Here is a 26,223-nt window from a genome sequence, read left to right as displayed (position 1 = left end):
TACTCCCCGTGTGGTCAAACATGCGCTCAAACCGGGCGAATAGAAGCGTGATTTCGCACGGGAGTAAATTGCGTTTCGTGCCGCGCGGCGGCGTAGCCGGGAATGTTTTTCTCCGGACGGCCGCGTCGACCGTTGGCTCTTGCCCGTGCGGCGCTATCGGGCGCCGCGCAGCAGCACGTTGAGCCCGAACGCCATCACCTTGGCCGATTCCACCATATCCGAGATGCCGACCCATTCGTCAGGCCGGTGGGCGAGATCGAGAATGCCCGGGCCATAGGCGATGCAATCATAGACATGGCCGATGCGGGCAATGTGCTTCTGGTCGTAGGTGCCCGGTGAAATGACGTAGTCGGGCTCGCGATCGAAGATCGCGTGGACGCCTTGCGCGATTGCCTTGACGACCGGAGCGTCGCGTTCGGTCATCAGCGGCAGCACCTCCATCAGGTCACGGATCTCGTAGTCGAACTTTTGCCGATCGCGCTTCAGCCGCTCGAGAATGCCGGTCACCTCGCCCTTGACCGTGGCGAGATCCTCTTCGAGCAGGAAGCGGCGGTCGATGGTCAGCCGGCAGGAATCGGGCACGTTGGGCGAGGGCAGGCCGGGCCGGAAATCCTCGGTCTGGCCGCCATGGACGGAGTTGATGTTCATGGTGGAACGCTTCGCCCCTTCGGGCACGACCGGCATGCGCGTCATTTTGCGGTCGAGCGCGGGGAACAATTCGTCCTCGAAGGCCTGCAGCACGGCGCCCATATGGCGCACCGCATTGTCGCCGAGGAACGGCATCGAGCCATGCGCGATCTCGCCCTTGGTCTCGATCTCGGCCCACCAGACGCCGCGATGGCCAAGGCAGATGCGGTCCTTGTTCAGCGGTTCGGGAATGATGACGTGGTCGACCCTGGGTTTCGAGAAATAGCCGAGCCTCGCCAGATGCGCGACACCGCCGAAGCCGCCGGATTCCTCGTCGACCGTGCCTGATATCTCGATAGCACCGGGAAAATCGGGAAATACCTCCATGAAGGCTTCGGCCGCGATGATCGAGGAAGCCAGGCCGCCCTTCATGTCGCAGGCGCCGCGGCCGTAGACCTTGCCGTCCCTGACGATGCCGGCGAAGGGATCGACGGTCCAGCCGTCGCCGGCCTCGACGACATCGATATGCGAGTTGAAATGGACGCAGGCGCCAGGCGAGCGCCCATCGAAGCGAGCGACGACGTTGACGCGCGGGTAGCGGTCGGTGTCGCCGGGCGTGCCCTCGGCACGGATGAACTCGGTTTCGAAGCCGCTCTTCTTCAGCCGCGCGGCAAGAAATTCGGCGCATGGCCGGTACGCTTCGCCGGGCGGGTTGATGGTGGGAAAGCGGATCAGCTCGGCGGTCAGCGCGACGAGATCGTCACGCCGGTCATCGATCGCTTGGAAGAGTCGCTCGTTCATGGCCCGAGTTGAGCAGCGATCGGCGTCGTTTTGCAAGTCCGCTGGCAATTAGGCCGTTGCGGCGTGTCGTTACGGCAACTCTTGCGGGAATTCGTTCAAATTCGCTGCTTTGGATTGGCGAATTGGTCAAGGGTATATGTTATGCCGTTCACCTGTCATTAAAGAGATGAAAAACGACGTGAAGGCAGGCAAGGGGCAATCAAAGGGGTTTGATCGCATGAAAAAGACAGTTCTCATGGCAGCAGCACTTGTCACGATGCTGTTCGGTGCTTCGGTGCAGAGCTGGGCAGCCAGCCTCATTGCAAATATAGACGTGTCGTCGCAGACGATGACGGTCAGGTACGGCCAGGAGGTCTACCGGTGGAGCGTGTCCACGGCTCGGTCCGGCTACTTCACGCCGCGCGGCACCTACCGGCCGCAGCGAACGGCCCGGATGTGGTATTCGCGCAAATACGACATGTCGCCGATGCCTTATTCCGTGTTCTTCCACGGCGGCTATGCCATCCACGGAACGGGCGCGGTGAGGCAGCTCGGCCGACCGGCGTCGCATGGCTGCGTGCGGCTGCATACGGCCAATGCGGCGGCTTTCTACTCGATGGTGCGAGAAGTCGGCTTCGGCAACACGCGCATCGTCGTGAGGAACTGACTGCTAAGCCGGCCACTGTGTCGGAGGCGCATCGGACGGCTCCAGACTACGCGCTTCGGGTCTTTGCCTTGCGTCGCTTGCGGCTGATGTCCCATCTCTTGTGGAACCACATCCACTGGCCGGGATCCTCGCGCACCCAGCGCTCGACCACGTCGTTGAGAAGCTGGGTGGTGGCGCGCACGTCGACACTGCCATCGGCGGTGCGGGGCAATGTCAGCTTCTCTTCTATCTCGAGCCTGAAGCGATTGCCCGGCAGCCTGACGCAGCGCGCCGGGTAGACGTCGCAATCATAATGACGGGCAAGTGTGCCGAGCACGCGATTGCTCTGGCAGGGGCGGCCGAAGAATGTCGTTTCCAGGCCGCCCGTGAACTTCTGGTCGACAAGGACCCCGATATTGCCGCCGTTTTCCAATACCGAGGCGAGCGCGAACGAGGCGCCCGCCATCGAGGGCAGCAACGATCCCATGGTCGCGCGGCGCGTCGAGAGGATGTAGTCAGCCAGGTACGGATTGTTGGGCGGGCGAAACAGCGCGGTGATATTCATGCCGAAAGTAGCCGCCGCCACCGGCAGCAATTCAAAATTGCCGAGATGTCCGGTGAAGACGATGTGCGGCTTCTTTTCGGCCGCGATCTCGACGAAATGGTCTACTCCCCTGACCTCGACACGGCCGGGACTGGTGGCGGCTGGATCGTAGTCGAACAAGGCGTCGAGAAAGATGTATTCGGCGGCCAGACGCGCCATGTTGCCCCACATGTCGGAGGCGATGGCCTGGATCTCGGCTTCGCTCTTGTGCGGATAGGCCTTGCGCAGATTGTCGACGGCCACATGATGGCGTCCGACCCATGGACCGATGCGGCGGGCGACGCGGTCGGCGAAATTCAGCGCGCTGTCGGGCGGCAGCAGGCGCAGCACCGAGATGATGATCATCGCAATGCGCGCGACCAGCCAGTGCTCGAACCGGCGCAATTGCCGGCCGTAGCGGAACATCAGGTCGCGGCGAAGCTTCTTCAACACAGAAGTCAGGGCCTAGACGACGCGTAGGATGATCTTGCCAAAGACGTCGCGGCCTTCCATGCGCTTCAGCGCGGCGTCGATGTCGTCGAAGCCGACTTCGGTATCGATGACGGGTGCGACCTGTCCCGCCGCCATCTTCTGCATGGCGTTGGCCATGTTCTCCATGCGGCAGCCGAAGGAGCCGAGCAGCTTCAACTGCTGCTGGAAGAGCTGCATCAGATTGACCTGCGCCGACACGCCGGACGTCGAGCCGCAGGTGACGAGTCGGCCACCGCGCTTCAGGCACAGCATCGAGCCGGCAAAGGTGTCGGCGCCGACATGTTCGAAGACGACGTCGACGCCCTTCTTCTTGGTCAGCTTGCGCACGACGCCCTCGAACCGGTCGTCACGGTAGTTGATGACATGATCGGCGCCGAGCGCCTTGGCCTTGTCTATCTTGTCGTTCGAGCCGACCGTGGTGATGACCGTGCAGCCCATCCGCTTCGCCAGTTGGATGGCGGCCGAGCCGATGCCGGATCCGCCGGCGTGGACAAGGATCGTCTCGCCGGGCTCGAGCCTGGCATTGTCGAACAGCATGTGTTCGACGGTGCCGAAAGTGACGGGGGCGACAGCCGCGCCGATCTCGCTCACGCCTGGAGGGACGGGGACCAGCAGGCGCGCCGGCAGGTTGATCTTCTCCTGCGCGAAGCCGTCGAGGTGGAAGCCATGAACGCCCGAGACGTGTTCGCAAAGATTGTCGCGGCCTTCGCGGCAGGCACGGCAAAGGCCGCAGGTGCGCGCGCCGTAGATCGAGACCAACTGTCCCGGCAGCAGGCCGGAAACGCCGGGACCGACGGTCTCGACCTCGCCGGAGGCTTCCGCGCCGACGACCAGCGGCAGCTTGCGCTTGGCGAAAGCCATGCCGCGCCAGCCCCAGACGTCAATGTGGTTCAGCGCCACTGCCTTGATGCGCAGCGTCACCTCGCCGAGCGCGGGCGGCGGCGGGGGCGGCAGGTCCACCGTTTCAAGACGGCGGTCCTCGATAAGTTGCAGTGCGCGCATGGAGCCTGTCGGTTCTGTTCTAGCGGAAGTGGCTCGCTTAGACCGGTTCCCGCGCCATGACAAGGCAAGTGTTCTGGCCGCCAAAGCCGAAGGAGTTCGAAAGCACGGTGCCAACCTGCGCATTGCGCTTCTTGTTGGGCACGACATCGAGCACGATCGCCGGATCGGGATTGTCGTAGTTGATGGTCGGCGGAATGACGCCTTCGCGCATGGTCATCAGGGAAAATGCCGCTTCCACCGCGCCGGCGGCGGACAGCGTATGGCCGATCATCGACTTGTTGGACGAGATCGGCATCGAGCCGATCCGCTCGCCGAACACCGTCGACAGCGACAGGTGCTCCATCTTGTCATTTTCCGGCGTCGAGGTGCCGTGCGCGTTGACATAGTCGATCTCGTCCTCGCCCAGGCCGGCATCGGCGAGGGCGGCGCGCACCGCCGCGATCGCCGGCGAACCATCCGGCTTGGAGCGGGTGCGGTGGAAATCGTCCGCCTTTTCGCCGCAGCCGCGCAGAATGCCCAGAACGCTCGCTCCACGGGCGAGCGCTGCCTCCAGCGATTCCAGCACCAGAGCGCCGGAACCTTCGGCCAGCACGAAGCCGTCGCGGTCCTTGGAGAAGGGCTTGGAAGCCTTTTCCGGGATGTCGTTGTGGGTCGAAAGCGCCGACAGCAGCGAAAAACGGATCAGCGCCTCGGCGGTCGCCGAGCCGTCCGCGCCGATCGACAGCGCCCGGTCGCATTCGCCTCTGCGGATTGCCTCGACCCCAAGCTGGATGGCCGTGGCGCCGGAGGCGCAAGCGGTCGACAGCGTGATCGGCAGGCCGCGCGTGCCGAAACGGTCGGCGAGCCGGTCGGCGATCGACCCGAACTGCGTGGTCTCGAAAGTATCGAGCTCCTTCAGGCCGCGCGCCACCCGAAGCAGCCTTTCGGCACCGGCGTCGTGCTTGTCGGAATTATAGAGCGCGAACCGCTCATGCCAGTCGAGTTCGACTGGCGGCGAGGCCAGAAACAGCGGTCCGCCGAAGTCGCTGGAATTGAGGCCGGCTTCGGCAACGGCTTCCTGCGCGGCCGTCTCCGCCAGTTCGTATGTGAGGGGGCTGGCGCCCTTCGAGCTCGACGCAAGGAAATCGACCATGCCGGAAATGCGGGTGTTGAGGTGGTCGACAGGGAAGCGGGTGATCGGGTGGATGCCCGATCTGCCCGAGGTCAGCGCCGTCCAGTTGTCTGATTTGCCGGCTCCAAGGGAAGTAACCACGCCGATGCCTGTGACGGCAACGATCGGCCTGCCCATGTGATCTCTGAGATTGGCCATCCGGAAGCCCTAACCTTTGTCGTTGTATGTGGCTGGCCGCTCTATGCGGCGTTGACCAGCGCCATGCCCTCGAATTGGTGGTAGCCGATCGCCGTTGCAAGGACGCTTCTTGGAATGCCTTCGAACGGTTTCTCGGCAGCGGCATCGAAAACGGGGTAGGCGGCCTTACGGTCGACGGCGAGCGCCGCCAGCGCCACGGCGAAGGGAAACTGCGCTTCCTTCATGTGGCCGGTCAGCGTCGCGAAGCCACGCGCCGCGATCGCGGGATTGGCGTCGAATGCCGACTTCTCGGCGGAGGTAGCCGCGTGAGCGCCTGAGGCGCCAGACATGGTCAGCAAGCCGCCATTCGGCACGGCGGTCTTCTTGAGCAGCGCGGCGATCTCGGAATCGAGCTCGCCCTGCCGCCGCCTGGCACGGCCGGAGACGACCGGGCCGAGCTCGGCATAGATCTTGCGCCCCCGGCTTGCCGCGTGTTCGCGCTGCTCCAGCACCAGGAAAGCGCCGCCGGATCCCGACACCACGCCGCCACCTTCGGCGCCTTGCCGCTGCCAGACGGGCTTCCAGGCGCCGCGATGCAGGTAGCCGGCAAGCTCATAGCCGAGCAACATATCGGAATGTTCGGTCTGGAAAGCGCCGCCCACCAGTATATGCGTCGACTGGCCGGAACGAATGCGCGCGGCAGCCGTCTCGACGGCGGCTACGCCGGCGCCTTCCTCGCCCATGAAGGTCCTGGACGATCCCGTCACCTTGTGGACGATGGAGATGTTGCCGGCGAGCAGATTGGAAAGCTGTGCCAGGAACAGGGTGGGGCGCAGTTCGGTGGTGAGCTTCTCGTTGAGCAGCACGTCACGGTCGTTGCGGCTTTCTGAGGCGGCCAGGATGGCGGCATCGACCGCTTCGTCGCGCTCGCCGCCGCCGGCGGCCACGACCATGTCCATGGTCGTGCAGAGCTCGTCATTGCCCTTGATGCCGGCATCGTCCAGCGCAAGACCCGCGGCATAGGTGCCGAGCCTTTGCCAGGTTTCCATCTGGCGCTGGTCGCCGCGCTTGGCGATCTGCAGGTTCCAGTCGATCTCCGGCAGCGGATGGACGGTGTAGGGCGCGAAACGCTCGGCTTCGAGCACCGGCTTCTGACCCGGCTGAGTGAGCTTGCGCCAGTGTTCATCGGGGCCTTCTCCCAACGAGGAGACAAGGCCAATGCCGGTGATGACGACGTCGCGGGGGCTCATGGATGATCGGGTACGGATCAGGCGGTCTTGGCGGCGACCAGTGCGTCGATCTTGGCGCACAGGTTCTTCATGACAAAGTAATCGTCCGTCGAGGCCTTGCCGTCATTGACTTCCTGGGTCCACTTTTCCAGCGGCACCTTGATGCCGAATTCCTTGTCGATGGCGAAGACGATGTCGAGGAAATCGAGGCTGTCGATGCCGAGATCGTCGATCGTGTGGCTCTCGGGCGTGATGGTGTCGATATCGATCTCGCTGGTGTCGGCAATGATCTTGGCGACTTTGTCGAACGTGGTGGACAAGGGCTTTTCCTTCGGTTGCGGGCGGAATCTGTCCGCATCTTGTTTGGGCGCTGTCTAATCGGTTTTTCCCGGCAGGAAAAGGCCTGATACGCCGGGCGCAGATGGGTAGCGTGCCCAAGAAACGCAAGACGGGCCGCCGGTCAACCCGGCGGCCCCTCCATGGCTGGCGACCGCGGATGATGTTGGCCTCATTGTCGCGGCCCTAGCGCGGCATCTTTTTTGGGTGGTATTTTGGCAACATTACCTCTGTCGCAAGTCCTCATCGACGCGTGGCTGCTCGCGGATGCGCCGGTCGGCCCCGATTTAGAACGTAACCCGGCCGAGCACACGCAGACCGTCGCCCTGCGGCTCGACGACAACGGCTTCGCCCTCGCGCGGCGAGACGCCGGTCAACGCAGCGATATTTTCCAGATGAGTGACCATGACCAGGTTGTCAGAGCCGGAATAGGCGCGGATTTCCTTCATGATCGCGGCGATCTGGGCCGCCTTTTGCGCCGCGTCGCCCTTCAGCAGGTCGAGCGGCGCGAAAGGCTCCGGCTCGGTCTCGAAGGCGATGCGCGCGGTGTCGAGGCAGCGGCAATAGCGGCTGGACAGCACGCGCTCGATCGGCGCGGCGCGGGCGGCAAGCAAGGCGCCGATCTTGCTCGACTGCTGCTTGCCGCGTGCGGACAGATTGACCTGGGTGGCGCAGCTGTCGATATCAAAATTGGCGGGATCGGTGGTGCCGGTGACCATGGCATGGCGCAAAAGCACGACATGGCCGCCATCGCGCAGCAGCGCCCAGCCGGCATCCGTCGCATGCGCTGCAGCCGGAACGCCAAACAGGAACAACGCCAAGGCAAATCGGATCATCGTAATCCTTCCAGAAGCCGGGTACCGGCCACCCGCATATAGGGATCGGAAAGCAGGTACAAAGACAAGCGAAAGGCCTGCGGTCTCCGCGGTCTCACTTCTCCTTCGTCATCCGCTGCTTCACCAGATCGGTCTTCCGGTCGTGAGCGGGATGGGAAAAGTCCAGCCGCCTTCGGCGATGCCCCGCTTGGCAGAACAAATTCGGGGTCGAAGAAATTCGGGCGCGATTGCACCGCGACCTTGGCTCGCCTATCCCTGGAAAAATGTCTCCGCTTACCGAAACCGTCCTTTTCGTCTTCAGCCTCGTGGCGCTCGGCTACCTCGCCGGGTTCACCGGTTATATGAAGCCGGCGAGCGGCGAGGGGATATCCGATTTCGCGGTCAGCGTTGCGATGCCGCTGCTGTTGTTCCAGACGATGGTGAATGCCGATTTCCACGGGGTGGCACCGTGGTCGCTATGGGGGGCCTATTTCGCGGCGGTGGCAATCACCTGGGCCGCCGGCCATGTCGTTACCACGCGGATATTCGGACGCGACGCACGCGCGGGTGTCGTCGGCGGGGTGTCGTCGGCCTATTCCAATGTTGTCCTGCTCGGCGCGCCGTTCATTCTCGGCATATTCGGGCGGGATGGATTCGAGGTGCTGTCGCTCCTGGTTTCCGTGCATCTGCCTGTCATGATGATGGCTTCGATCGTGCTGTTCGAGATGTTCGGCCGCGGCGGCGGCGAGCATGTGCACCCCGTGCGCGTCGTCCGCAATTTCCTGAGGCGGCTGTTCATCAATCCGCTGATCATCGGCATTCTTTTGGGTCTCGCATGGCGCTTCAGCGGCATCCCGCTGCCCGAACTGGTCATGCGGCTGGTGGACGCGCTGGCCGGCACCGCCGGGCCGGTGGCGCTGTTCGCCATGGGGCTCAGCCTGCGCCGCTTCGGCATATCAGGCAATGTCCGCCCGGCGCTGGCGCTATCAACACTGAAGCTGTTCCTGATGCCGGCGCTGGTTCTGATCTTCGTCTGGTTGCTCGGCCTGCCGCCCTTGACCGCCAAGGTAGCGGTCGTGGTGGCGGCGCTCCCATCCGGCATCAATTCCTATCTCATTGCCGTGCAGTTCAACACAGGCCAGGCGCTGGCGTCGAACCAGATGACCATCGCGACCGCGAGCGCGGTCGTTACCACTGCTTTCTGGCTGGCGGTGAGCGTGCACGTGTTCGGCTGACATGAATAAGACCGGGGTCTGAGCCGCTCGGCGTGAATCCGGTTTGACGCGATGTCTCAGCGGTGAAATCAAACCTCGGCTCTCGCCTTGCACTGGCATAACCCCTATATGCCATCTTGCGATTGCTTGCGGGGCTTTCCCTAGGTTAAGAGCAATGGCCCCAGCGCACGGTGCGCTAATCGAAGACATCCAGATAGCGGCCCGTGAGCGCCGAACGGAGGCTAGACCATGCTTCAGAAAACCAGCCATTTCATGCGCCAGGCCAATCTTATCAACGGCGAATGGGTGCAGGCCGACAGCGGCCAGACGGTCGACGTCACCAATCCGGCAACCGGCCTCAAGATCGGCACCGTGCCGAAAGCGGGCAAGGTCGAGACCCGCCGCGCCATCGAAGCCGCCGACGAAGCTTTCAAGACCTGGCGCAAGACGACCGCGCTCGAGCGCTCGAAGCTGCTGCGCAAGCTGCACGATGCCATGATGGACAATCAGGACGTTCTGGCGGAGCTCCTGACCATTGAACAGGGCAAGTCGCTGTTCGAATCGAAGGGCGAGATCGGCTCGGCCGCCTCCTACATCCTGTGGTTCGCCGAGGAGGGCCGCCGCACCTATGGTGATGTCGTGCCGTCGCCGTGGGCGGACCGCCGCATCCTGGTGACCAAGGAACCGGTCGGCGTCATCGCCGCCATCACGCCGTGGAATTTCCCGTCCTCGATGCTGGCCCGCAAGCTCGGCCCGGCACTCGCCGCGGGTTGCACCGCCGTGGTCAAGCCCGCCTCGCAGACGCCTTACTCCGGTCTCGCCTGGGGCGCGCTGGCCGAGGAAGTCGGCTTCCCCAAGGGCGTAATCAACATCCTGACCGGTGCGGCCGGCGAAATTGGCGATGAGATCTGCGCCAATCCGCTGGTCAAGAAGATCACTTTTACCGGCTCGACCGAGGTCGGCAAGATCCTGATCCAGAAGTCGTCCGTCACCGTGAAGAAGGTGTCGATGGAGCTCGGCGGCAATGCGCCGTTCATCGTCTTCGACGACGCCGACATCGACCGCGCCGTCGCCGGTGCGATCACGGCCAAGTACCGCAATTCGGGCCAGACCTGCGTCTGTACGAACCGCTTCCTTGTCCAGGCCGGCGTCTATGACCGGTTCGTCGAGAAGCTGGCTGCCGCCAGCGACAAGCTGAAGGTCGGCTCCGGCCTGGAGGAGGGCGTGCAGCAGGGGCCGCTGATCGACGAGAAGGCGGTCGAGAAGGTCGAGGAACTGATCGCCGATGCGACTTCGAAGGGCGGCAAGGTCGTCGCTGGCGGCAAGCGCCATGCGCTCGGCGGCTCGTTCTTCCAGCCGACCGTCATCGCCGATGCGACGCCCAAGATGCGCTTCATGAAGGAAGAGATATTCGGGCCGGTGGCGCCCGTCTTCAGGTTCGAGACCGAGGAAGAAGCGATTGCGCTTGCCAATGACACCGAATTCGGCCTCGCCTGCTATTTCTACACCGGCGATCTCGGCCGCGCCTTCCGCGTCATGGAAGGGCTGAAATATGGCATGGTCGGCGTCAATGAAGGCCTGATCACCACGCCGGAAGCACCGTTCGGCGGCGTCAAGGAGTCCGGGCTCGGCAAGGAAGGCGGACATCAGGGTATCGAGGATTACCTCGACACCAAATATGTCTGCATCGGCGGCCTCGGCCTCTGATAGACTGTCGCCGGGACAGGCAGGCCTATGATCTGCCTGCCCCGGCTACGAAACGGGCCGTCTGGATCAACTGACGTTTGCGGGCATGGCAATGAAGGACGGCGAGGTTTTCGGCACCACCCAGGCGGGCGACCCGATTCGCCGCTTCACCATCAGAGGCGGCGGACTTAGCGCCAATATCCTTGGGCTCGGCGCGATCATCCAGGACCTGCGCCTGGCCGGCCACGATGCGCCTCTCGTGCTCGGCTATGATAATCTATCATCCTATGAAACCGACACGGCTTTCTTCGGCGCGGTCGTCGGCCGCTATGCCAACCGCATCCGCGACGGCCGCTTCACCATCGCCTGCAAGCGCTACCAGACCGAGCGCAATTTTCTCGACAAGCACACGCTGCATGGAGGCTCGCAAGGCTTTTTCCATCGGCCGTGGACGGTTTCGCTGCACGGGCGGGACTTCGTCACGCTGACGCTGCACGATCCCGACGGCACGATGGGCTTTCCCGGGGCACTCGACGTCACCTGCACCTACCGGCTGAAGATCCCCGGTACGCTCAGCGTCGAGATATCAGCGACGTGCGAGGAGCCGACGCTGTGCAATCTCACGCAGCATTCCTACTTCAACCTCGATGATGGCGGGACGGGCGACATCCTCGATCACCGGATGATGCTCAATGCCGGCGCCTATCTGCCGGTGGATGGCGAAATGATTCCGACGGGCACGGTGAAGCCTGTCGACGGCACGCCCTTCGATTTCCGCCAGGCGCGGCCGCTGCGCATGGCGACCGAAGGCGAGCAGCTTGCCTACGACCAGAATTTCTGCCTCGCCTCGGCGCGTGGGCCGCTCAAGCAGGCGGCGTGGGTGCAAGGAGCGAGCTCCGGCGTCGAGATGGAACTGTGGACCACGGAGCCCGGCGTCCAGCTCTATACCGGCCAGTATGTGACGCCGCGCACGGGGCTGGAAGGGCGAAACCACAAAGCTTTCTGTGGTTTTTGCCTGGAGCCGCAAATATGGCCGGACGCACCGAACCGGCCCTATTTCCCGCAGGCGACACTGTGGCCGGGTGCGATCTACCATCACGTGACGGAATATCGGTTCCGGCTGCCCTGACCCTCAATCCGTTTCGAATGCCGCACGCAACGTCTCGAATGGCGCCAATGCGCCGCGAACCTGCACCACGCTGGCCGCGACACGGTGCGCGCGCTTTGTAGCCTCCGCAGGGGTGTGTCCGGCGAGACGCGCGGCGAGATAGCCGCCGTTGAAGGAATCGCCCGCGCCCGTGGTGTCGACGGGCGTGGCCACATGGATCGCCTGAACGTCCCGCAGCGTCCCGTTCTCGACGATCAGCGCCGGCTGTTCACCGTTCTTGACCACGACTTCGCCGACCAGTTGCCCGAGCCGCCCAGCCGTTGCCTGTGGCGCTTCATCGCCGAACAGCATCTGCTCGTCCGGGAAAGTCGGCAATGCGATGTCGGTGACGGCGAGCGCCTCCAGGATCGCGGCTTGCGCCTCCTCGCGATCGCGCCACAGCCGTGGCCGGTAGTTGGGATCGAAGGCGATCAGCGACCCCGCGGATCGCGCCTCGGCCACGGCCGATAGCAACGTGGCGCGCGCAGCGGAGTCCAGAATTCCCAAAGTGATTCCGGAAAAGTAGACAAGCGCCTGCTTTTCAAGGCTTTTTGCCAACGCAGCCGGATTGGAGGCAAGCTGCCTGGCAGCTGCATCGCCGCGCCAATAGGTGAAGGAGCGTTCCGCGCCGGTCAGCGTGATGGCATAGAGGCCGGGCCGCGCCCCCGGGATAACAGGGCTTTCGCCAATGCCGATGCCATTGTCCGCGAAGAAGCCGATCTGGTCTTGCGAGAAAGGATCGTCTCCGAAAGCCGAGACGTAGGTCGCTGGCCTTCCACTCAGCGCATGCAGGGCCCACAGCGTGTTGAACGTATCGCCGGCAAATCCCATGCGCCAGTTCGAACCCGTTTGGCCCGAAAGCTCGATCATGCATTCGCCGATCGAGGCGACACCTTTGCCGATCATGATCCATTCCCCTGTTACGATGCTGCTGTAGCTTTTTGGAGAGTAGAGCGCCATGCTTGGCAAGGGCGGTTTTTTCCGTCACCTGCGATTCCAACAGGTTTGGCGGGATGCGATCGGTGCGGCAAAACGTTATCCCCTGAAGAGGAACCGGCTTGGCTTCGATATGGCGTTATCTTTTGGCGGGTCTTGGTCTGGCAGCCTTGCTGGCTGGCATCCTGGCAGTGGTCTATCTGACCGTACCGCGAACCGCGCAGATTGCCGGCCCGGATATCTCCCGAACCAAAAAGACCGAGAACGGATTGTTCATGGCGAGCTTCGCGCCGGAACGCGGCGTCGTCCGTCAAGGCGAACTGGAAGCCTGGCTGTTGACGTTGAAGACGATAGCCGGGACGCCGGTGGAAGGGGCCGCGATCGCGGTATCGGGAGGCATGCCGCAGCACCGCCACGGCCTGCCGACCAGCCCGCAAGCGACGGACTATCTCGGCGACGGGCGCTATCGCATCGAAGGCGTGAAATTCACCATGAGCGGCTGGTGGCAGCTGCATTTTGCCATCTCCGCGACGGCTGGGTCGGATACGGTCGTCTTCAACGTCGTGCTGTGAGCCGCAGATGAGGCGTCTTGCGCGCTTTTTCGTCTTGATGGCGATGGCCGTTCTTGCCGGCTGCGGCAAGCCGGACTTTTCCGATGCCGAGAAGAAGACCATCGCCTCGCTGGCGCTGTCGAGGCTGCCGGCGCTGAAACCCGACACCACCAACCGGTTCGCCGATGTCCCGGCCGCCGCTGCCCTTGGCTCGACGCTGTTCTTCGACGCCAGCATGAGCCGCGACGGCACGGTGTCCTGCTCGACCTGCCACAAGATCGACCGGCAGTTTCAGGACGGCCTGCCGCAGGCGGTTGGCGTCGGCCGCACGAACCGGCGTACCATGCCGCTCGCCGGCATCGCACGCGATCCCTGGTTTTTCTGGGACGGACGGCGCGACAGCCTGTGGGCGCAGGCGCTGACGCCGCTGGAGAACCCGCTGGAGCAGGCGGGAAACCGTGCCGCCTATGCGCATTACATCAAGGCGCGCTTCGGCGACCGCTATGAGCGCATCTTCGGCCCGCTGCCCGATCTGTCCGACATACCAGCCAATGCCAGTCCGCTCGGCAGCGATGCCGAGAAGGCTGCATGGAGCGCCATGAGCGACCAGCAGCGTGACGCGATAAACGGGGTGTTCGCCAACATCGGCAAGGCAATCGCTGCCTTCGAACGCTCGATCGAGCCGCCGCAGGCCCGCTTCGACCGGTTCGCGCTGGACCTGGCGACCGGCGCCGAGCCGAAAGGCGACGCCGCCTTTTCCCGGGAGGAAATCCTCGGCCTGAAACTGTTCATCGGCAAGGCCAATTGCGTGACCTGCCACAATGGGCCGCGCTTCACCGACAATGGGTTCCACAACACCGGCGTGCCGCCGGTCAACGGGCTGCCGCCGGATCGCGGCCGCGTCGACGCGGTACGCCAAGTTCAAGCCGACCCGTTCAACTGCTTCGGCGCCTATCGCGATGGCGATGTCGGCGCCTGCGGCGAATTGCGGTTCATGGTCAAGGACGCGCCGGAATTGGTGCGCGCCTACAAGACGCCTTCGCTTCGCGGCGCGGCGACGCGGCCGCCCTACATGCACGCCGGTCAGTTTGCGTCGCTCGACGAAGTGGTGGCGCATTATGCCAAGGCTGCCCCCAGTGTGGAGGGGACATCCGAAATTCATCCGCTGGCGCTGTCGGACCGCGAGCGCGCGGCGCTGGTGGCGTTTTTGAAGACCTTGGCGGAATGAACTATCGATCCTTCACAGTCTCCATCGCCACGAAGGTCGAGGTCTGGGCGACATGGGGCAGGGCGGAGATGCGCTCGCCCAGCACGCGGCGATAGGCGGCGATGTCGCGGGTGCGGACCTTCAGCAGATAATCGAAGCTCGACGCCATCATGTGGCACTGTTCGATCTCCGGAACGGCTTGGACAGAGCGGTTGAAAGCGTCCAGCGCGGCGGACCGGGTGTCGGACAGTTTCACCTGGACGAAGGCGACATGGCCTTCGCCCATGCGCTCGCGATCGATAATCGCCTGGTAGCCTCTGATATAGCCGTCCTTCTCCAGCCGCTTCACCCGCGCCTGCACCGGCGTCTTGGACAGGCCGACCTTGGCGGCGAGCTCCGACATGGAAAGCCTGCCGTCGCTTGCCAGCGCCGACAGGATGTTCCTGTCGATGCGGTCCAATTGGTCTTCCCTCATCGAAAATGCAGCCTTCTTCGGGTAGTTTGCGGTGATATGATAGATCGATCGAACTGCAATGTCGATTTCTTCAGACCGCCTGAAAATCGGGACTTGTGCTAGCTTGCGCCATTCGGTCCGGTGACCGCCGGCCCGCTCCCTTGTGCTTGCCAGTAGGACCCGCCATGCCAGCGCTCGACGCCATCCGCCAGCAAATCCGCGCCAACTATCTGCCCGACGAGGATCAGGCCGTGAAGCGGCTGGCCGAGGCGAGCGGCCTCTCGGCGGAGGATCGCCGGGCGATTTCGGCTCGTGCCGCCGATCTGGTGCGGGCAGTGCGCGGCTCGTCCGATCCACGGCTGATGGAGGTTTTCCTCTCCGCCTATGGCCTTTCCACCAAGGAGGGCGTGGCGCTGATGTGCCTGGCCGAAGCACTGCTGCGCGTGCCCGATACCGAGACGATGGACGACCTGATCGCCGACAAGATCGCGCCGCACGACTGGTCGGCGCATTCGGGCGGCTCGAGCTCCATCTTCGTCAATGCATCGACCTGGGCGCTGATGCTGACCGGCCGCGTGCTCGATGAAGGCGAGGGCGGCATCGAAGGCACGCTGCGCGCCATGGTGCGCCGGCTCGGCGAGCCCGTCATCCGCAAGGCGGTGGCGGCGGCTATGCGCGAGATGGGCGAGCAGTTCGTGCTCGGCCGCACCATCGCCGAAGCGGTGAAGCGCGGCCGGCCGATGACGCAGAAGGGTTATCTCTATTCCTTCGACATGCTGGGCGAGGCGGCCCGCACCGAGGCCGATGCGCTGCGCTACCACAAGGCGTATGCCGATGCCATCTCGTCACTCGATGCCGGTTCAAACGGGCCTGATATCCGCCACAACCACGGCATCTCGGTGAAGCTCTCGGCGCTGCATCCGCGCTACGAGGAAGCGCAGAAGGAAGAGATGCTGCCTGTCATGGCCGAGCGGCTCCTTTCGCTGGCGCTCGCGGCGCGCCATTCGCGCATGGGCCTCAATATCGATGCCGAGGAGGCCGATCGCCTCGACCTCTCGCTCGACGTCATCGAGCGCGTGCTTGCCGAGCCGGAGCTTGCAGGCTGGAACGGCTTTGGCGTCGTCGTCCAGGCCTATGGTCCGCGCGCTGCCTTCGTCATCGACTGGCTCTATGCGCTTGCCACGAAATACGATCGCACCATCATGGTGCGGCTGGTCAAGGGTGCCTATTGGGATACCGAGATCAAGCGGGCGCAGACGCTGGGGCTCGCCGGCTACCCCGTCTTCACCCGCAAGGTCAACACCGACGTTTCTTATCTCGCTTGCGCGAGAAAGCTTTTGTCGATGACCGATCGCATCTATCCGCAATTCGCCACCCACAATGCCCACACTGTCGCCGCCATCCTGTCGATGACGAAGAACCGTGAGAGCTTCGAGTTCCAGCGCCTGCACGGGATGGGCGAGGCGTTGCACGAGACGGTGCGCAAGGCCGAAGGCACGCGCTGCCGCATCTACGCGCCTGTCGGCGCGCATTCCGACCTGCTCGCCTATCTGGTGCGCCGGCTGCTGGAGAACGGCGCCAATTCATCTTTCGTCCACCAGCTTACCGACGAGGATGTCGAGCCCGAAGACATCGCGCGCGACCCGCTAGAAGCGGTCGAGAGCCAAGGCCCCGCCGCCAATCCCGCGATCCCTCGGCCTGCCGTCATCTTCGGTGCAAGCCGCCGCAACTCGAAAGGGTTCGACATCACCGATCCGGTGACGTTGGCAGCGATCGACAAGGAGAGGACAGCTTTCGCGGGTCCCGGGCGTTGGCACGCCAAGCCGATCACGCGCGCGGCCGGCTATGGCGAGCAACGCCCGGTCGTCAATCCCGCCAGGCCTTCGGAAGTGGTGGGCACGGTCAGCGAAGCCACCGCCAAGCAGGCGGCAATCGCGGTGCGCATCGCCGTCGAAGCGCAGCCAGCCTGGGCAAAGCGTCCGGTTGCCGAGCGCGCGGCCATCCTCAATCGCGCCGCCGATCTCTACGAGGCCAATGCCGTCGAATTCTTCGCGCTGGCCACGCGCGAGGCCGGCAAATCGCTGGCGGACGGCGTCGCCGAAGTGCGCGAAGCCGTGGATTTCCTGCGCTACTACGCCACCGAGGCGAGCAATGCCGAGGCGGGCACCGAGGCGCGCGGCGTCATTGTCTGCATCTCGCCGTGGAATTTCCCCCTCGCCATCTTCACGGGCCAGATCGCCGCAGCGCTCGTCACCGGCAATTCGGTAATTGCAAAGCCCGCAGAACAGACGCCGCTGATCGCTTTCCGAGCGGTCGAAATGCTGCGCGAGGCCGGCGTGCCGGAAGACGTCATCCAGCTTCTGCCGGGCGACGGCCCCTCGGTTGGCGGGCCACTGACATCAGATCCGCGCATTGCCGGCGTCTGCTTCACCGGCTCCACCGACGTCGCCAAGCTGATCGAGAAGCAACTGGCCGAGACAGCCGCGCCCGATGCCATGCTGATCGCCGAGACGGGCGGGCTGAATGCCATGATCGTCGATTCCACCGCGCTGCCCGAGCAGGCGGTGCGCGATATCCTCGCCTCCGCCTTCCAGAGTGCGGGCCAGCGCTGTTCGGCGCTGCGCGTCCTCTATGTGCAGAAGGATGTCGAGAAGAAGATGCTGGAGATGCTGAAGGGCGCCATGGAGGCGCTCAAGGTCGGCGATCCCTGGGCTATCTCGACGGATGTCGGTCCCGTCATCGACGACGAGGCGCAGGGTTCGATCCGCGATTACTGCACGACGATGGGTTTGCAGGGACGGCTGATCGCCAAGCTCGAAGCACCCAGGGATGGCCGCTTCGTCGCGCCGCATGTGTTTCGGGTCAAGGGTATCGAGGAGATGGAGCGCGAAGTGTTCGGGCCGGTGCTCCATGTCGCCAGTTTCGACGCCGATGAGATCGATGCGGTGATCGCCGCCATCAACCGCAAGGGCTACGGCCTGACGTTCGGTCTGCACACCCGCATCGAGGGTCGCGTGCAGCATTTCGTCGACGGGATCCATGCCGGCAACATCTATGTCAACCGCAACCAGATCGGCGCGGTCGTCGGCTCGCAGCCGTTCGGCGGCGAGGGGCTGTCCGGCACCGGGCCCAAAGCCGGCGGACCGCATTATCTCCGGCGCTTTCGCAAGGGACCGGAGGCAGGCACGCCTGTTGGCGACGGCCACAACGTGACGGCGACCGAACTCGCCGACAATCTGCCCGATCCCGCGCTTGGCGGCTGGTCGACGCGGCCGGACCGCATCGCCATCCTGCGCAAGCACCTGCGAGGCAAAGGTGCCGCGGCGATCGGTGCCGCCGCCGCAATCGATTTCGGCCAGGTCGACCTGCCCGGGCCGACCGGCGAGGCCAATACACTGTCATTGGCGCCGCGCGGCCGGGTGCTGTGCTTGGGACCGGACGGCGACACGCTGCTTGCGCAGACGATCCAGGCGCTCGCCGCCGGCAACGCGGTGCTGGCGGTGGCGCCAGGCGCGCCGGCGGCGCTTTCGGCGCTGACCGGCAAGGGCCTGCCGCTGGCGGCGATCGACGGCCGCCCCGATCCGGTTGAGGCGCGTTCGTTACGCGTCGACGTCGTCGCCTTCTCGGGGACGCCGGAGGCGGCGCGCATCGTGCGCAAGGTGATCGCCGAACGCTCAGGGCCGATCGTGCCGCTGGTCAGCGAAGTGCTCAACCCCGCGGCCTATGCGCATGAGCGGGCCGTCTGCGTCGACACGACCGCGGCGGGCGGCAATGCCAGCCTGCTTGCTGCCGCTTAAGGACGCCTTTCCGGCGGGCGAGGTCGTTTCAGGCGCCCTCGACGACCGAAAAACCCTCGAACTGGGGATGGCCGAGATAGTGGACCTTCGTCGTGCCGACATTCCTGTGGGCCGCGCGAAAATTCTCCGACTTGGTCCAGGCGACGAAATCGTCGTGGCTTGCCCAGACCGTGTGTGAGGCAAACAGCGTATAGCCTTCGGTCTCGTTGACTGGGCCGCGCAGCAGATGGAACTCCCGGAAGCCCTTCATTTCCGCAAGGCTGGAATCACGGTTTTTCCACACGGCCTCGAAATCGGCTTCCGAGCCGTTCTGCACCTTGAAGCGGTTCATGGCGATGTACATGGAGTTCCTTTCGATTTCCTGGACTTAGACGGGTGGTGCCGCAGGATGCCGCGTGCGGCCCCACGCCGTGCTCAGACCCCGAAGGCGATGCCGGTCTTGGCATCTGTCTTGAGTTTTCGCATGCAGGTGTTCGGCTCGACGCCGGTGCCGACGCATTCGGTCGCGCTGTTGATCAGCACGCGGCTGACCTTGGCGCAGTTGGTGCCAGCGAGATCGAAGCGCGTCACCTTGGTCTTGCCGGCCGGCAGGTCCTTGAAGTCGAGCACGGTCAGGCGGTCGACGACGCCGGCGTCGTTGAACAGCGCGATCTCGAACGCCGCCCTGGAAAGGTCGGCGCCGAGATTGTTGGTGACCACGAAGGTCAGGCGGCAGCCCTTTTCAGACGGTTGCGCGCCATTGAGTTCGAGGGAGAGAGCAGGCGCCGGCGCGGACTCTTGTGCCCACGCCGGAACCGCTGCAAGCGACATCGCCAGCGCCGAGGTCAGCAGACGAAGGGATGCCGTCAAGTTCGTCATCATCATCCTCCAAATCGCATCGTTGCCGCCAGCTTCAGCGTTATGCCCGGTTCATAGACCGCGACCGTGGTGCTGCCGTTCAACGGATTGGCGTATTTGACATCGAACAGATTGTCGGCGCGGAAATCAACCTTCAGATTGTCGGTCGCCTGGTAGCTGGCGAAAGCGTTGACCAGCGTATAGTCCTCGGCGATCAGGTTACCCTTGGGCTTGCCATTGTACTGCACCTCGCCGCCGACAGTGAGTTTGTCCTCGAGGAAGCGCAGGCCGAGCTGCACGGTGACCTGCGCGGACGGTATCGTGGCAAGGTCCGCCCGATCGCCTTCGTAGGATATGGTGTGACCATTGATGATGGAGGCGGAAAGTCCGGCGTAGCCCCATGCTGCATCATAAACGCCTTCCATCTCGAAGCCGTTGATCTTTGCCTTGGCGAAGTTCTGGTACTGGAAGCAGATCGGAATGCCCGGCCCGAAGGGGCAGCCGCTGGTCGGATCGAAGGCCGACAGCGTAACGCCGTCAATATAATCGTCGACGTCGTTGTTGAAATAGGCTGCCTTCAGCCGAAACGCGTCGCCGGATTCCAGAATGTCGTTCTGCTTGTAATTGACACCGAATTCGACGGTCTTGCCGGTTTCGGGCTTCAAATTGGGATTGGGCAGGAACGGGAAGCTGACGCCCGCCGGATGGTTGCCGCTGATCATGGTTTCGGTCAGCGAAGGCGACCGGTAGCCCTCCGCGTAGGTGCCGTAGAATTGCAGGCCGGCAAGGCCGGCGCTTTCGAAAGGCGAGACGCCGACGGTGATGCGCGGCGACAGGCGGTCGCCCGACGTTTCGTGCGTGTCGTTCTCGAGGCTGTAATTGTCATAGCGCAGCCCGGCAATGACTTCGAGCCAATCCCAGCTGAGCTTGTCCTGGACGTAGGCGCCAGAAACGTTGCGCTTGCCGGAAGGCGTGTAGAAGCTGTCACCGCCTGCCGTGCCGCCAGTCTCGACGTCGTCATTCACCCAGTCGCCGCCATAGGTCAGTTCATGCGCGAGGCCGCCTGTCTCGAATCGCGACGTGTTCCAAATGTCGATGGCGGCGGTGCCGACATCGAAGGTCGACGTCGAACCTGCCGGCAACGTCACGGGAAGGCCGGTGACGGGATCGAAGCGGTTTTGCGGAACAAGGCCGGTCAGGTCGAGATTGGTCTTGTTGTAGGAGGTGTTGACGTGGAGGTCGAGCCAGCTCCTGTCTTCGTCCGTGATATTGTAGCGAGCGGTGAAGGTGTTCGACTTCAGGTCGACGTCATTGACCGGCATGCCGCCGCTGGTCTCGTTCCAGCCGTCGCTCGAACCGACCCAGCCGAGCTTCAGTTCGCTATTGTCGCTCGGGCGGATTGTGGTCTTTAGCAACCCGCTCAATACGTCGAAGCCGGTGCCCTTGACGGTGTCGCCGTCGCCATCCTTGTAGTCGTCATAATTGCGGTAGACGATGTTGCCCAGCGCATCCAAATTGTCGTTAAAGCGATAGGCGCCGGATGCGCTGGTGGTCCAGCCCTTGCCGTTGCTCTCGTAGCGCCCGGTGACGGAACCAGCCCATGTCTCGTCCGGCTTAAGGAAGTCCTGGGCGTCCTTGGTGTCGAAGAAGACCACGCCGCCGATCGCGCCCGAGCCATAGGTGTTGGCGACCGGCCCGCGGATCACGTCGACGGATTTGATAAGCTCGGGGTCGACGTAGAAGGTCGATTGGGTGCCATGGTCGGAACGTTGGAAGTTCTGCCGCGCGCCGTCGACGATAACCGCGACGCGACCGAAATCCTGCAGGCCGCGGATATTGACGCTGGTGCTGACGCGCCTGGCATCGGCCTGCGCCGCGACGCCGGGCACGCCGAACAGCATTTCGTTCGGCGTCGTCGCCATGCGGCGGTCGAGCTGTTCCTGGTCGACATGGCTGGCCGAGGCCAGCGATTGGATGGCCGTTTCTCCGGTGCGGCTGATGACCAGAACCTTGTCGAGCAGCGTTGCGCCCGCTGGCGCCGGCTTTTCCTGCTCAGCCTGCTTCGATTGATCGGCCTGCTCTCCCGCCGCCTGTGCTGATTGCTGAGCGTTGGCAGGTGGCACGAACAAGGCAATCGCCGCCACGCCCGCCAGCAAAGCCGCTGCACCGTTCGGCCCCGACCAGCCGCGCCGTTCCCAAATCGCTAACCCCATGTGCCCCAACTCCAAAGTTTCCAGGTTCGATGCGGGCTGGCCTGGGGCTGGCTGGCATTTGTGATCGTATTCGCGTCTTAAATCTTGACTCATTTAATCCGGTATTGCACTGACTAGTAAACATGATTATTCAAGTCAAGAATGAATCGGATTACGCAAAACGCCTAGCCAGACGCCCGGCACAGGAAAGGGACCGATCCACATGAACACGCACAATCCCAACGACTTCCGCTATCGCGTCCGCCGTTCCGACGATGCCTCCGCCCGTTTCGACGGCGTTCCGCTGGCGGTGCGGACGCTGTCGAGCAACACGCTGTTCCAAGGTGAGCACGAGATCGGCATCGAGCATCACGGCGCGCTCTACCGGCTCAAGATCACCCGTCAGGGCAAGCTCATCCTCAACAAGTAAGCGTAAGGCAGCAGGACAATGGACCAGCGCATAAAACCCACCCCGCACGAAATCCGGCGGGCGCGGACGGACAATCCGAAAACGCGCGAGCGCGATCTGGCCGCACAGCTTGGCATTTCGGAGGCCGAGTTGGTCGCTGCGCATTGCGGCGACGGTGTCGTTCGCGTCGAGCCACGCGTCAACGATCTTCTGACCGGCCTCGAAGCCGTCGGCGAGGTGATGGCGCTCACCCGCAACGAAAGCGCCGTGCATGAAAAGATCGGCGCCTACGACAAGGTCGTCACCGGCAATCACAATGCCATGGTGCTGGGCGAGAACATCGACCTGCGCATTTTCCCGAAAATATGGGCGCACGGCTTTGCCGTGGAAAAACGCGACGGCGACGACATCCGCCGCAGCCTGCAATTCTTCGACGCGGCGGGCGAGGCGGTGCACAAGGTGCATTTGCGGCCGGGGTCAAACCTCTATGCCTATCAGAAACTGGTCGCTTCGCTGGAATCGCCGAACCAGGAGCCACTGGTCGCCATTTCGGGGCTAGCCGCCGAGAACGAAGGCGAGGCGATGACAACGACCGCGAATCTCGACGATCTGCGCGATCGTTGGAGCCGGCTGACCGACGTGCATCAGTTCTTCGGCATGCTGAAGACGTTGAAGCTCAGCCGCCGCCAGGCGGTGCGCATGGTGGGCCAGGACTATGCATGGCTGCTCGACAATCATGCGGTGAGAGCCATGTTCAATCGTGCCGCCGAGGGCGAGATGCCGATCATGTGCTTTGTGGGAAACCGTGGCTGTATCCAAATCCATTCCGGTCCGGTCAAGTCGATCAAGCCAATGGGGCCATGGATCAATGTGCTGGACGAGACCTTCCATCTGCACCTGCGCACCGACCACATTCATGAGGTCTGGGCCGTGCGCAAGCCGACCAAGGACGGCCATGTTACGTCGCTGGAGGTCTACGACGCCGGCGGCAACATGATCATCCAGTTCTTCGGCAAGCGCCATGAAGGAGAGGGTGAGCGCGACGACTGGCGCTTCCTGGCCGAGAACCTGCCGCGCATTCCAAGCCCGACCGCAGCCTGAGAAACGATGATGGGTCTTCTCACCGGATTGACGGTTGTGCGCGGATCGATGCTCGGTCTTTCCCTTGCCTTCGGCGCACCGCAGCCGGCCAACGCCGGCGACGGTGTCTCCGTCTTCGCCGATCCCACCAGGATCGCGTCCATCGGCGGCTCGATCACCGAGATCGTCTATGCGCTCGGCGAGGAAAAGCATCTTGTGGCGCGCGATTCCACCAGCCGCTATCCGAAAGCAGCTCTCGACCTGCCAGATGTCGGCTACATGCGCCAGCTGTCGCCGGAGGGTGTGCTGTCGGTCAACCCTTCGGGCATGCTGGCGCTGCACGGCAGCGGCCCCAAGGAGGCGCTCGACGTGCTGAAGAAGACGAGCATCCCCTTCATCGAAGTGCCTGACCGGTACGACCGTGAAGGCATCCTCGAAAAGGTCCGCGTGGTCGGCAAGGCGCTCGGCGCCGACGCCAAGGCCGAAGCGCTGGCCAGGGAGATCGATGCCAAGCTGCAGGCGGCGGAAAAGCAGACGGCCTCGATCAAGAAGCGCAAGCGCGTGCTGTTCGTGCTGTCGATGCAGGGCGGCAAGATCATGGCGGCCGGCAGCGATACCGCGGCCAACGGCATCATCAAGCTGGCCGGCGGCGTCAACGCGATCGAAGGCTTCTCCGGCTACAAGCAACTGTCAGACGAGGCTGTTGTCACCGCCAGGCCGGACGCGATCCTGATGATGAGCAATGCCGGGCCGCCGGTATCGGACGATGAACTGTTCGGCAACGCGTCGATCGCCTCGACGCCGGCCGGAACCGCGCGCAAGCTGATCCGCATCGACGGCGGCTATCTGCTCGGCTTCGGACCACGCACGGCCGACGCCGTCCACGACCTCGCCGCCGCGCTCTATGGCACGCAGATTACGGACTGAGCGGCATGGTCGACCAGTCGATCGCCGGGCCGGCGGAGAGGAAGATGGCCAGCGACGGTGACCGTTCCGGGCGCGCCCGTCTGGTCATCGCGCTCGCCTGCGTCGTGCTTGCGGCAGCGGTATTGCTGTCGCTGACCTCCGGCGCCTCGGATGCCTCCGCCGTCAAGGTCGTCGGCGACTGGCTGTTCGGCGCAGCGCCTGGCGACGTGGCGATGAGCGCGCGAGATCGCCTCATCGTCTATGACATAAGGCTGCCGCGCGTCGTGCTCGGCGTGCTGATCGGGGCCGCGCTCGCGGTCTCCGGCGCGGTCATGCAGGGGCTGTTCCGCAATCCGCTTGCCGACCCCGGCCTTATCGGTGTTTCGGCGGGCTCCAGCCTCGGCGCGGTGGCCGTCATCGTGCTCGGCACGACCGTGCTGTCGCCGGTGACCGCCTCGTTCGGCGCGCTGACCCTTCCTCTGGCGGCCTTCGGCGGTGGTTTGTCGGTGACGTTGCTGCTCTACAAGGTCGCGACGCGGCAGGGCCGCACATCCGTCGTCACCATGCTGCTTGCCGGCCTGGCGCTGGCCGCACTTGCCATGGCGCTGACCGGTATCCTGGTCTTCATGGCCGACGACCGGCAACTGCGCGACCTGACCTTCTGGCAACTCGGCTCGCTGGCCGGTGCGACATGGCAGAAGATCGGCTCTGTCGGCCCGGTCATCGTGCTTTCGCTGGCGGCGATGCCGTTCCTGGCTCGCGGCCTCAATGCGCTGGCGCTGGGCGAGGCGACCGCCGGCCATCTCGGCATCCCGGTGCAACGGCTTAAGTACACGGCCATCGTCGGCGTCTCGGCGGCGGTCGGCGCCTCCGTCGCCGTCAGCGGCGGCATCGGTTTCATCGGCATCGTGGTGCCGCATCTGCTGCGCCTGCTGATCGGCCCCGACAATCGCTATCTGCTGCCTGCCTCGGCGCTGCTCGGCGCCTCGCTGCTGCTTTTGGCCGACGCGGTCGCGCGCACCATCGTGGCGCCCGCCGAACTGCCGATCGGCATCGTCACGGCGATCGCCGGAGCGCCGTTCTTCCTCTGGATCCTGCTGCGCAAGCGCGGCGTCATCGACCTGTAGGGGTGTTTCATGATCGAAGCGCGCGATGTTTCGGTGGCGATCGGCAGGAAAGGCATTGTCGCCGGCGTCGATTTCGAGGTCAGGCCGGGTGAGATTTCGGCCATTGTCGGCCCCAATGGGTCGGGCAAGACGACCTTTCTCAAGGCGCTGTCGGGGGAACTCGCGCATACCGGCCGGATTGCCATCAACGGCCGCGAGCTCTCGACGATAACGCCAGTCGAGGCGGCGACGCTGCGCGCGGTGCTGCCGCAGGCGACGACCTTGTCGTTTCCCTTTACCGTGCGCGAGATTGTCAGGCTCGGCCTTGTCGGAGGCCGCTCGGGTGTGCTGCCGGGCGAGGACGAACGCCTGCCGGAACGGGCGCTGGCGCGTGTCGACCTCGACGGTTTCGCCGGCCGCTTCTATCAGGAGCTTTCCGGCGGCGAGCAGCAGCGCGTTCAACTCGCCCGCGTGCTGTGCCAAATCTGGGCACCGGTGCTCGACGGCAAGCCGCGCTATCTGTTCCTGGACGAGCCGGTGTCCAGCCTCGACATCAAGCACCAGCTGATCATCATGAACATCGCCCGCGACTTCGCCAGAAGGGGCGGCGGCGTGGTTGCCATCCTGCACGACCTCAACCTGACGGCGATGTATGCCGACCGGATTTTCGTCATGCACCGCGGCCGGCTTGCCGCCACCGGTTCGCCGCGGGATGTGCTGAGCGACGATCTGATCGAAAGGGTGTTCGGTTGCCGCTTGAGGGTCGGAGTCCTGCCCGCCGGCAATATGCCGTTCGTGCTGCCTCAATCAGTGGCCTAGATTCTGGCAGCGGCCTAGATTCTGGCAGCGGCCTAGATTTTGGCTGCGGTCTAGATTCGGGACGTTCGCCGCAGGTCCAGCCTG

24 protein-coding genes are annotated in these 26,223 nt (G+C 64.1%); 12 read left to right on the top strand and 12 right to left on the bottom strand.

Translation table 11 applies throughout. The features are described 5' to 3' along the window. Window positions 1–153: 153 nt before the first annotated feature. Window positions 154–1,428 carry an acetylornithine deacetylase/succinyl-diaminopimelate desuccinylase family protein gene (locus tag FJ443_RS18570; RefSeq protein WP_140665270.1) on the bottom strand — a complete coding sequence of 425 codons (1,275 nt, stop codon included), beginning with the start codon at window positions 1,426–1,428 and terminating at the stop codon, window positions 154–156. A 217-nt stretch (window positions 1,429–1,645) separates the two neighbouring features. Here FJ443_RS18570 and FJ443_RS18565 point away from each other — a divergent pair, with 217 nt between their 5' ends. Beyond that, complete coding sequence (locus FJ443_RS18565; RefSeq protein ID WP_140665267.1) at window positions 1,646–2,074, top strand: L,D-transpeptidase; 429 nt, start codon at window positions 1,646–1,648, stop codon at window positions 2,072–2,074. A gap of 46 nt (window positions 2,075–2,120) precedes the next feature. Here FJ443_RS18565 and FJ443_RS18560 read toward each other — a convergent pair whose 3' ends face one another. The 6 genes from FJ443_RS18560 to FJ443_RS18535 all read right to left on the bottom strand — a co-directional run bounded on the left by FJ443_RS18560 (window position 2,121) and on the right by FJ443_RS18535 (window position 7,819). Then, on the bottom strand, window positions 2,121–3,089 hold the full coding sequence (locus FJ443_RS18560) for a lipid A biosynthesis lauroyl acyltransferase (protein ID WP_224705185.1): 969 nt from the start codon (window positions 3,087–3,089) through the stop codon (window positions 2,121–2,123). 12 nt (window positions 3,090–3,101) lie between these two features. Beyond that, window positions 3,102–4,130, bottom strand: coding sequence for a zinc-binding dehydrogenase (locus tag FJ443_RS18555; RefSeq protein WP_140521074.1), 1,029 nt, complete (start codon window positions 4,128–4,130; stop codon window positions 3,102–3,104). Between the two features lie 37 nt (window positions 4,131–4,167). After that, the gene (locus FJ443_RS18550) at window positions 4,168–5,439 is read right to left on the bottom strand and encodes a beta-ketoacyl-ACP synthase (protein WP_140495696.1); all 1,272 of its coding nucleotides are present in this window, start codon (window positions 5,437–5,439) and stop codon (window positions 4,168–4,170) included. A 41-nt stretch (window positions 5,440–5,480) separates the two neighbouring features. Further along, window positions 5,481–6,668: a beta-ketoacyl-ACP synthase gene (locus FJ443_RS18545; protein WP_140623294.1), complete on the bottom strand. Its 1,188-nt coding sequence runs from the start codon at window positions 6,666–6,668 to the stop codon at window positions 5,481–5,483. A gap of 17 nt (window positions 6,669–6,685) precedes the next feature. After that, entirely contained in the window at window positions 6,686–6,967 is a 282-nt protein-coding gene (locus FJ443_RS18540) for an acyl carrier protein (RefSeq protein ID WP_010909964.1), read from the bottom strand. A gap of 303 nt (window positions 6,968–7,270) precedes the next feature. Then, complete coding sequence (locus tag FJ443_RS18535) at window positions 7,271–7,819, bottom strand: histidine phosphatase family protein (protein ID WP_140517227.1); 549 nt, start codon at window positions 7,817–7,819, stop codon at window positions 7,271–7,273. 263 nt (window positions 7,820–8,082) lie between these two features. Between FJ443_RS18535 and FJ443_RS18530 the strand changes: the two genes are divergently transcribed. The 3 genes from FJ443_RS18530 (at window position 8,083) to FJ443_RS18520 (ending at window position 11,827) form a co-directional block, all read left to right on the top strand. Further along, the gene (locus FJ443_RS18530) at window positions 8,083–9,033 is read left to right on the top strand and encodes an AEC family transporter (RefSeq protein WP_140521072.1); all 951 of its coding nucleotides are present in this window, start codon (window positions 8,083–8,085) and stop codon (window positions 9,031–9,033) included. 228 nt (window positions 9,034–9,261) lie between these two features. After that, window positions 9,262–10,719 (top strand): NAD-dependent succinate-semialdehyde dehydrogenase, encoded by a 1,458-nt coding sequence (locus FJ443_RS18525; protein ID WP_140517224.1) that lies wholly within the window; start codon window positions 9,262–9,264, stop codon window positions 10,717–10,719. An 85-nt stretch (window positions 10,720–10,804) separates the two neighbouring features. Further along, window positions 10,805–11,827 (top strand): aldose epimerase family protein, encoded by a 1,023-nt coding sequence (locus FJ443_RS18520; RefSeq protein WP_140665262.1) that lies wholly within the window; start codon window positions 10,805–10,807, stop codon window positions 11,825–11,827. A gap of 3 nt (window positions 11,828–11,830) precedes the next feature. Here the strand turns inward: FJ443_RS18520 and FJ443_RS18515 are convergent, their stop codons facing one another. After that, window positions 11,831–12,751, bottom strand: coding sequence for a sugar kinase (locus FJ443_RS18515; protein ID WP_140495702.1), 921 nt, complete (start codon window positions 12,749–12,751; stop codon window positions 11,831–11,833). Window positions 12,752–12,903: 152 nt separating this feature from the next. Here FJ443_RS18515 and FJ443_RS18510 point away from each other — a divergent pair, with 152 nt between their 5' ends. Beyond that, a complete protein-coding gene (locus FJ443_RS18510; protein ID WP_140665260.1) occupies window positions 12,904–13,353 on the top strand; it encodes a FixH family protein in 450 nt (149 codons plus the stop codon). Window positions 13,354–13,360: 7 nt separating this feature from the next. After that, a complete protein-coding gene (locus tag FJ443_RS18505) occupies window positions 13,361–14,560 on the top strand; it encodes a cytochrome c peroxidase (RefSeq protein ID WP_140665257.1) in 1,200 nt (399 codons plus the stop codon). 1 nt (window position 14,561) lies between these two features. On the opposite strand, the gene FJ443_RS18500 is transcribed toward FJ443_RS18505, so the two are convergent. Further along, window positions 14,562–15,014, bottom strand: a complete 453-nt coding sequence (locus tag FJ443_RS18500) for an Lrp/AsnC ligand binding domain-containing protein (protein ID WP_140517216.1) — start codon at window positions 15,012–15,014, stop codon at window positions 14,562–14,564. A gap of 164 nt (window positions 15,015–15,178) precedes the next feature. On the opposite strand from FJ443_RS18500, the gene putA reads away from it, so the two are divergent. Then, window positions 15,179–18,790, top strand: a complete 3,612-nt coding sequence (putA, locus tag FJ443_RS18495) for a bifunctional proline dehydrogenase/L-glutamate gamma-semialdehyde dehydrogenase PutA (protein ID WP_140665254.1) — start codon at window positions 15,179–15,181, stop codon at window positions 18,788–18,790. A gap of 28 nt (window positions 18,791–18,818) precedes the next feature. Here the strand turns inward: putA and FJ443_RS18490 are convergent, their stop codons facing one another. The 3 genes from FJ443_RS18490 to FJ443_RS18480 form a co-directional block, all read right to left on the bottom strand. Continuing rightward, window positions 18,819–19,133, bottom strand: a complete 315-nt coding sequence (locus tag FJ443_RS18490; protein WP_023763446.1) for an antibiotic biosynthesis monooxygenase — start codon at window positions 19,131–19,133, stop codon at window positions 18,819–18,821. 71 nt (window positions 19,134–19,204) lie between these two features. Further along, the gene (locus FJ443_RS18485; RefSeq protein WP_140495707.1) at window positions 19,205–19,648 is read right to left on the bottom strand and encodes a hypothetical protein; all 444 of its coding nucleotides are present in this window, start codon (window positions 19,646–19,648) and stop codon (window positions 19,205–19,207) included. 2 nt (window positions 19,649–19,650) lie between these two features. Then, window positions 19,651–21,840 carry a TonB-dependent hemoglobin/transferrin/lactoferrin family receptor gene (locus FJ443_RS18480; protein WP_140665252.1) on the bottom strand — a complete coding sequence of 730 codons (2,190 nt, stop codon included), beginning with the start codon at window positions 21,838–21,840 and terminating at the stop codon, window positions 19,651–19,653. A gap of 202 nt (window positions 21,841–22,042) precedes the next feature. On the opposite strand from FJ443_RS18480, the gene hemP reads away from it, so the two are divergent. The 5 genes from hemP to FJ443_RS18455 are packed head-to-tail and all read left to right on the top strand — an operon-like array spanning window position 22,043 to window position 26,139. Then, a complete protein-coding gene (gene hemP / locus FJ443_RS18475; RefSeq protein ID WP_140521065.1) occupies window positions 22,043–22,249 on the top strand; it encodes a hemin uptake protein HemP in 207 nt (68 codons plus the stop codon). Window positions 22,250–22,267: 18 nt separating this feature from the next. Next, on the top strand, window positions 22,268–23,329 hold the full coding sequence (locus tag FJ443_RS18470) for a hemin-degrading factor (protein ID WP_140665249.1): 1,062 nt from the start codon (window positions 22,268–22,270) through the stop codon (window positions 23,327–23,329). Between the two features lie 9 nt (window positions 23,330–23,338). Beyond that, the gene (locus FJ443_RS18465; RefSeq protein ID WP_140665322.1) at window positions 23,339–24,235 is read left to right on the top strand and encodes a hemin ABC transporter substrate-binding protein; all 897 of its coding nucleotides are present in this window, start codon (window positions 23,339–23,341) and stop codon (window positions 24,233–24,235) included. A gap of 5 nt (window positions 24,236–24,240) precedes the next feature. Further along, entirely contained in the window at window positions 24,241–25,341 is a 1,101-nt protein-coding gene (locus FJ443_RS18460) for an iron ABC transporter permease (RefSeq protein WP_140665247.1), read from the top strand. Between the two features lie 9 nt (window positions 25,342–25,350). Further along, a complete protein-coding gene (locus tag FJ443_RS18455; RefSeq protein WP_140665244.1) occupies window positions 25,351–26,139 on the top strand; it encodes a heme ABC transporter ATP-binding protein in 789 nt (262 codons plus the stop codon). Window positions 26,140–26,223: the final 84 nt, after the last annotated feature.

Source organism: Mesorhizobium sp. B2-6-1, assembly GCF_006440475.1.
Lineage (GTDB): Bacteria > Pseudomonadota > Alphaproteobacteria > Rhizobiales > Rhizobiaceae > Mesorhizobium.
The sequence above is the reverse complement of the archived record's forward strand: the minus strand, read 5'-3'. Positions and strand labels throughout refer to the sequence as shown.

Excerpts from the sequence above, each read along its gene's own strand:
- FJ443_RS18570 (WP_140665270.1), bottom strand. The coding sequence starts at position 1,428 with ATGAACGAGCGACTCTTCCAAGCGATCGATGACCGGCGTGACGATCTC.
- FJ443_RS18565 (WP_140665267.1), top strand. The coding sequence starts at position 1,646 with ATGAAAAAGACAGTTCTCATGGCAGCAGCACTTGTCACGATGCTGTTC.
- FJ443_RS18555 (WP_140521074.1), bottom strand. The coding sequence starts at position 4,130 with ATGCGCGCACTGCAACTTATCGAGGACCGCCGTCTTGAAACGGTGGAC.
- FJ443_RS18550 (WP_140495696.1), bottom strand. The coding sequence starts at position 5,439 with ATGGCCAATCTCAGAGATCACATGGGCAGGCCGATCGTTGCCGTCACA.
- FJ443_RS18545 (WP_140623294.1), bottom strand. The coding sequence starts at position 6,668 with ATGAGCCCCCGCGACGTCGTCATCACCGGCATTGGCCTTGTCTCCTCG.
- FJ443_RS18535 (WP_140517227.1), bottom strand. The coding sequence starts at position 7,819 with ATGATCCGATTTGCCTTGGCGTTGTTCCTGTTTGGCGTTCCGGCTGCA.
- FJ443_RS18530 (WP_140521072.1), top strand. The coding sequence starts at position 8,083 with ATGTCTCCGCTTACCGAAACCGTCCTTTTCGTCTTCAGCCTCGTGGCG.
- FJ443_RS18525 (WP_140517224.1), top strand. The coding sequence starts at position 9,262 with ATGCTTCAGAAAACCAGCCATTTCATGCGCCAGGCCAATCTTATCAAC.
- FJ443_RS18520 (WP_140665262.1), top strand. The coding sequence starts at position 10,805 with ATGGCAATGAAGGACGGCGAGGTTTTCGGCACCACCCAGGCGGGCGAC.
- FJ443_RS18515 (WP_140495702.1), bottom strand. The coding sequence starts at position 12,751 with ATGATCGGCAAAGGTGTCGCCTCGATCGGCGAATGCATGATCGAGCTT.
- FJ443_RS18505 (WP_140665257.1), top strand. The coding sequence starts at position 13,361 with ATGAGGCGTCTTGCGCGCTTTTTCGTCTTGATGGCGATGGCCGTTCTT.
- FJ443_RS18500 (WP_140517216.1), bottom strand. The coding sequence starts at position 15,014 with ATGAGGGAAGACCAATTGGACCGCATCGACAGGAACATCCTGTCGGCG.
- putA (WP_140665254.1), top strand. The coding sequence starts at position 15,179 with ATGCCAGCGCTCGACGCCATCCGCCAGCAAATCCGCGCCAACTATCTG.
- FJ443_RS18490 (WP_023763446.1), bottom strand. The coding sequence starts at position 19,133 with ATGTACATCGCCATGAACCGCTTCAAGGTGCAGAACGGCTCGGAAGCC.
- FJ443_RS18485 (WP_140495707.1), bottom strand. The coding sequence starts at position 19,648 with ATGACGAACTTGACGGCATCCCTTCGTCTGCTGACCTCGGCGCTGGCG.
- FJ443_RS18480 (WP_140665252.1), bottom strand. The coding sequence starts at position 21,840 with ATGGGGTTAGCGATTTGGGAACGGCGCGGCTGGTCGGGGCCGAACGGT.
- hemP (WP_140521065.1), top strand. The coding sequence starts at position 22,043 with ATGAACACGCACAATCCCAACGACTTCCGCTATCGCGTCCGCCGTTCC.
- FJ443_RS18470 (WP_140665249.1), top strand. The coding sequence starts at position 22,268 with ATGGACCAGCGCATAAAACCCACCCCGCACGAAATCCGGCGGGCGCGG.
- FJ443_RS18465 (WP_140665322.1), top strand. The coding sequence starts at position 23,339 with ATGGGTCTTCTCACCGGATTGACGGTTGTGCGCGGATCGATGCTCGGT.
- FJ443_RS18460 (WP_140665247.1), top strand. The coding sequence starts at position 24,241 with ATGGTCGACCAGTCGATCGCCGGGCCGGCGGAGAGGAAGATGGCCAGC.
- FJ443_RS18455 (WP_140665244.1), top strand. The coding sequence starts at position 25,351 with ATGATCGAAGCGCGCGATGTTTCGGTGGCGATCGGCAGGAAAGGCATT.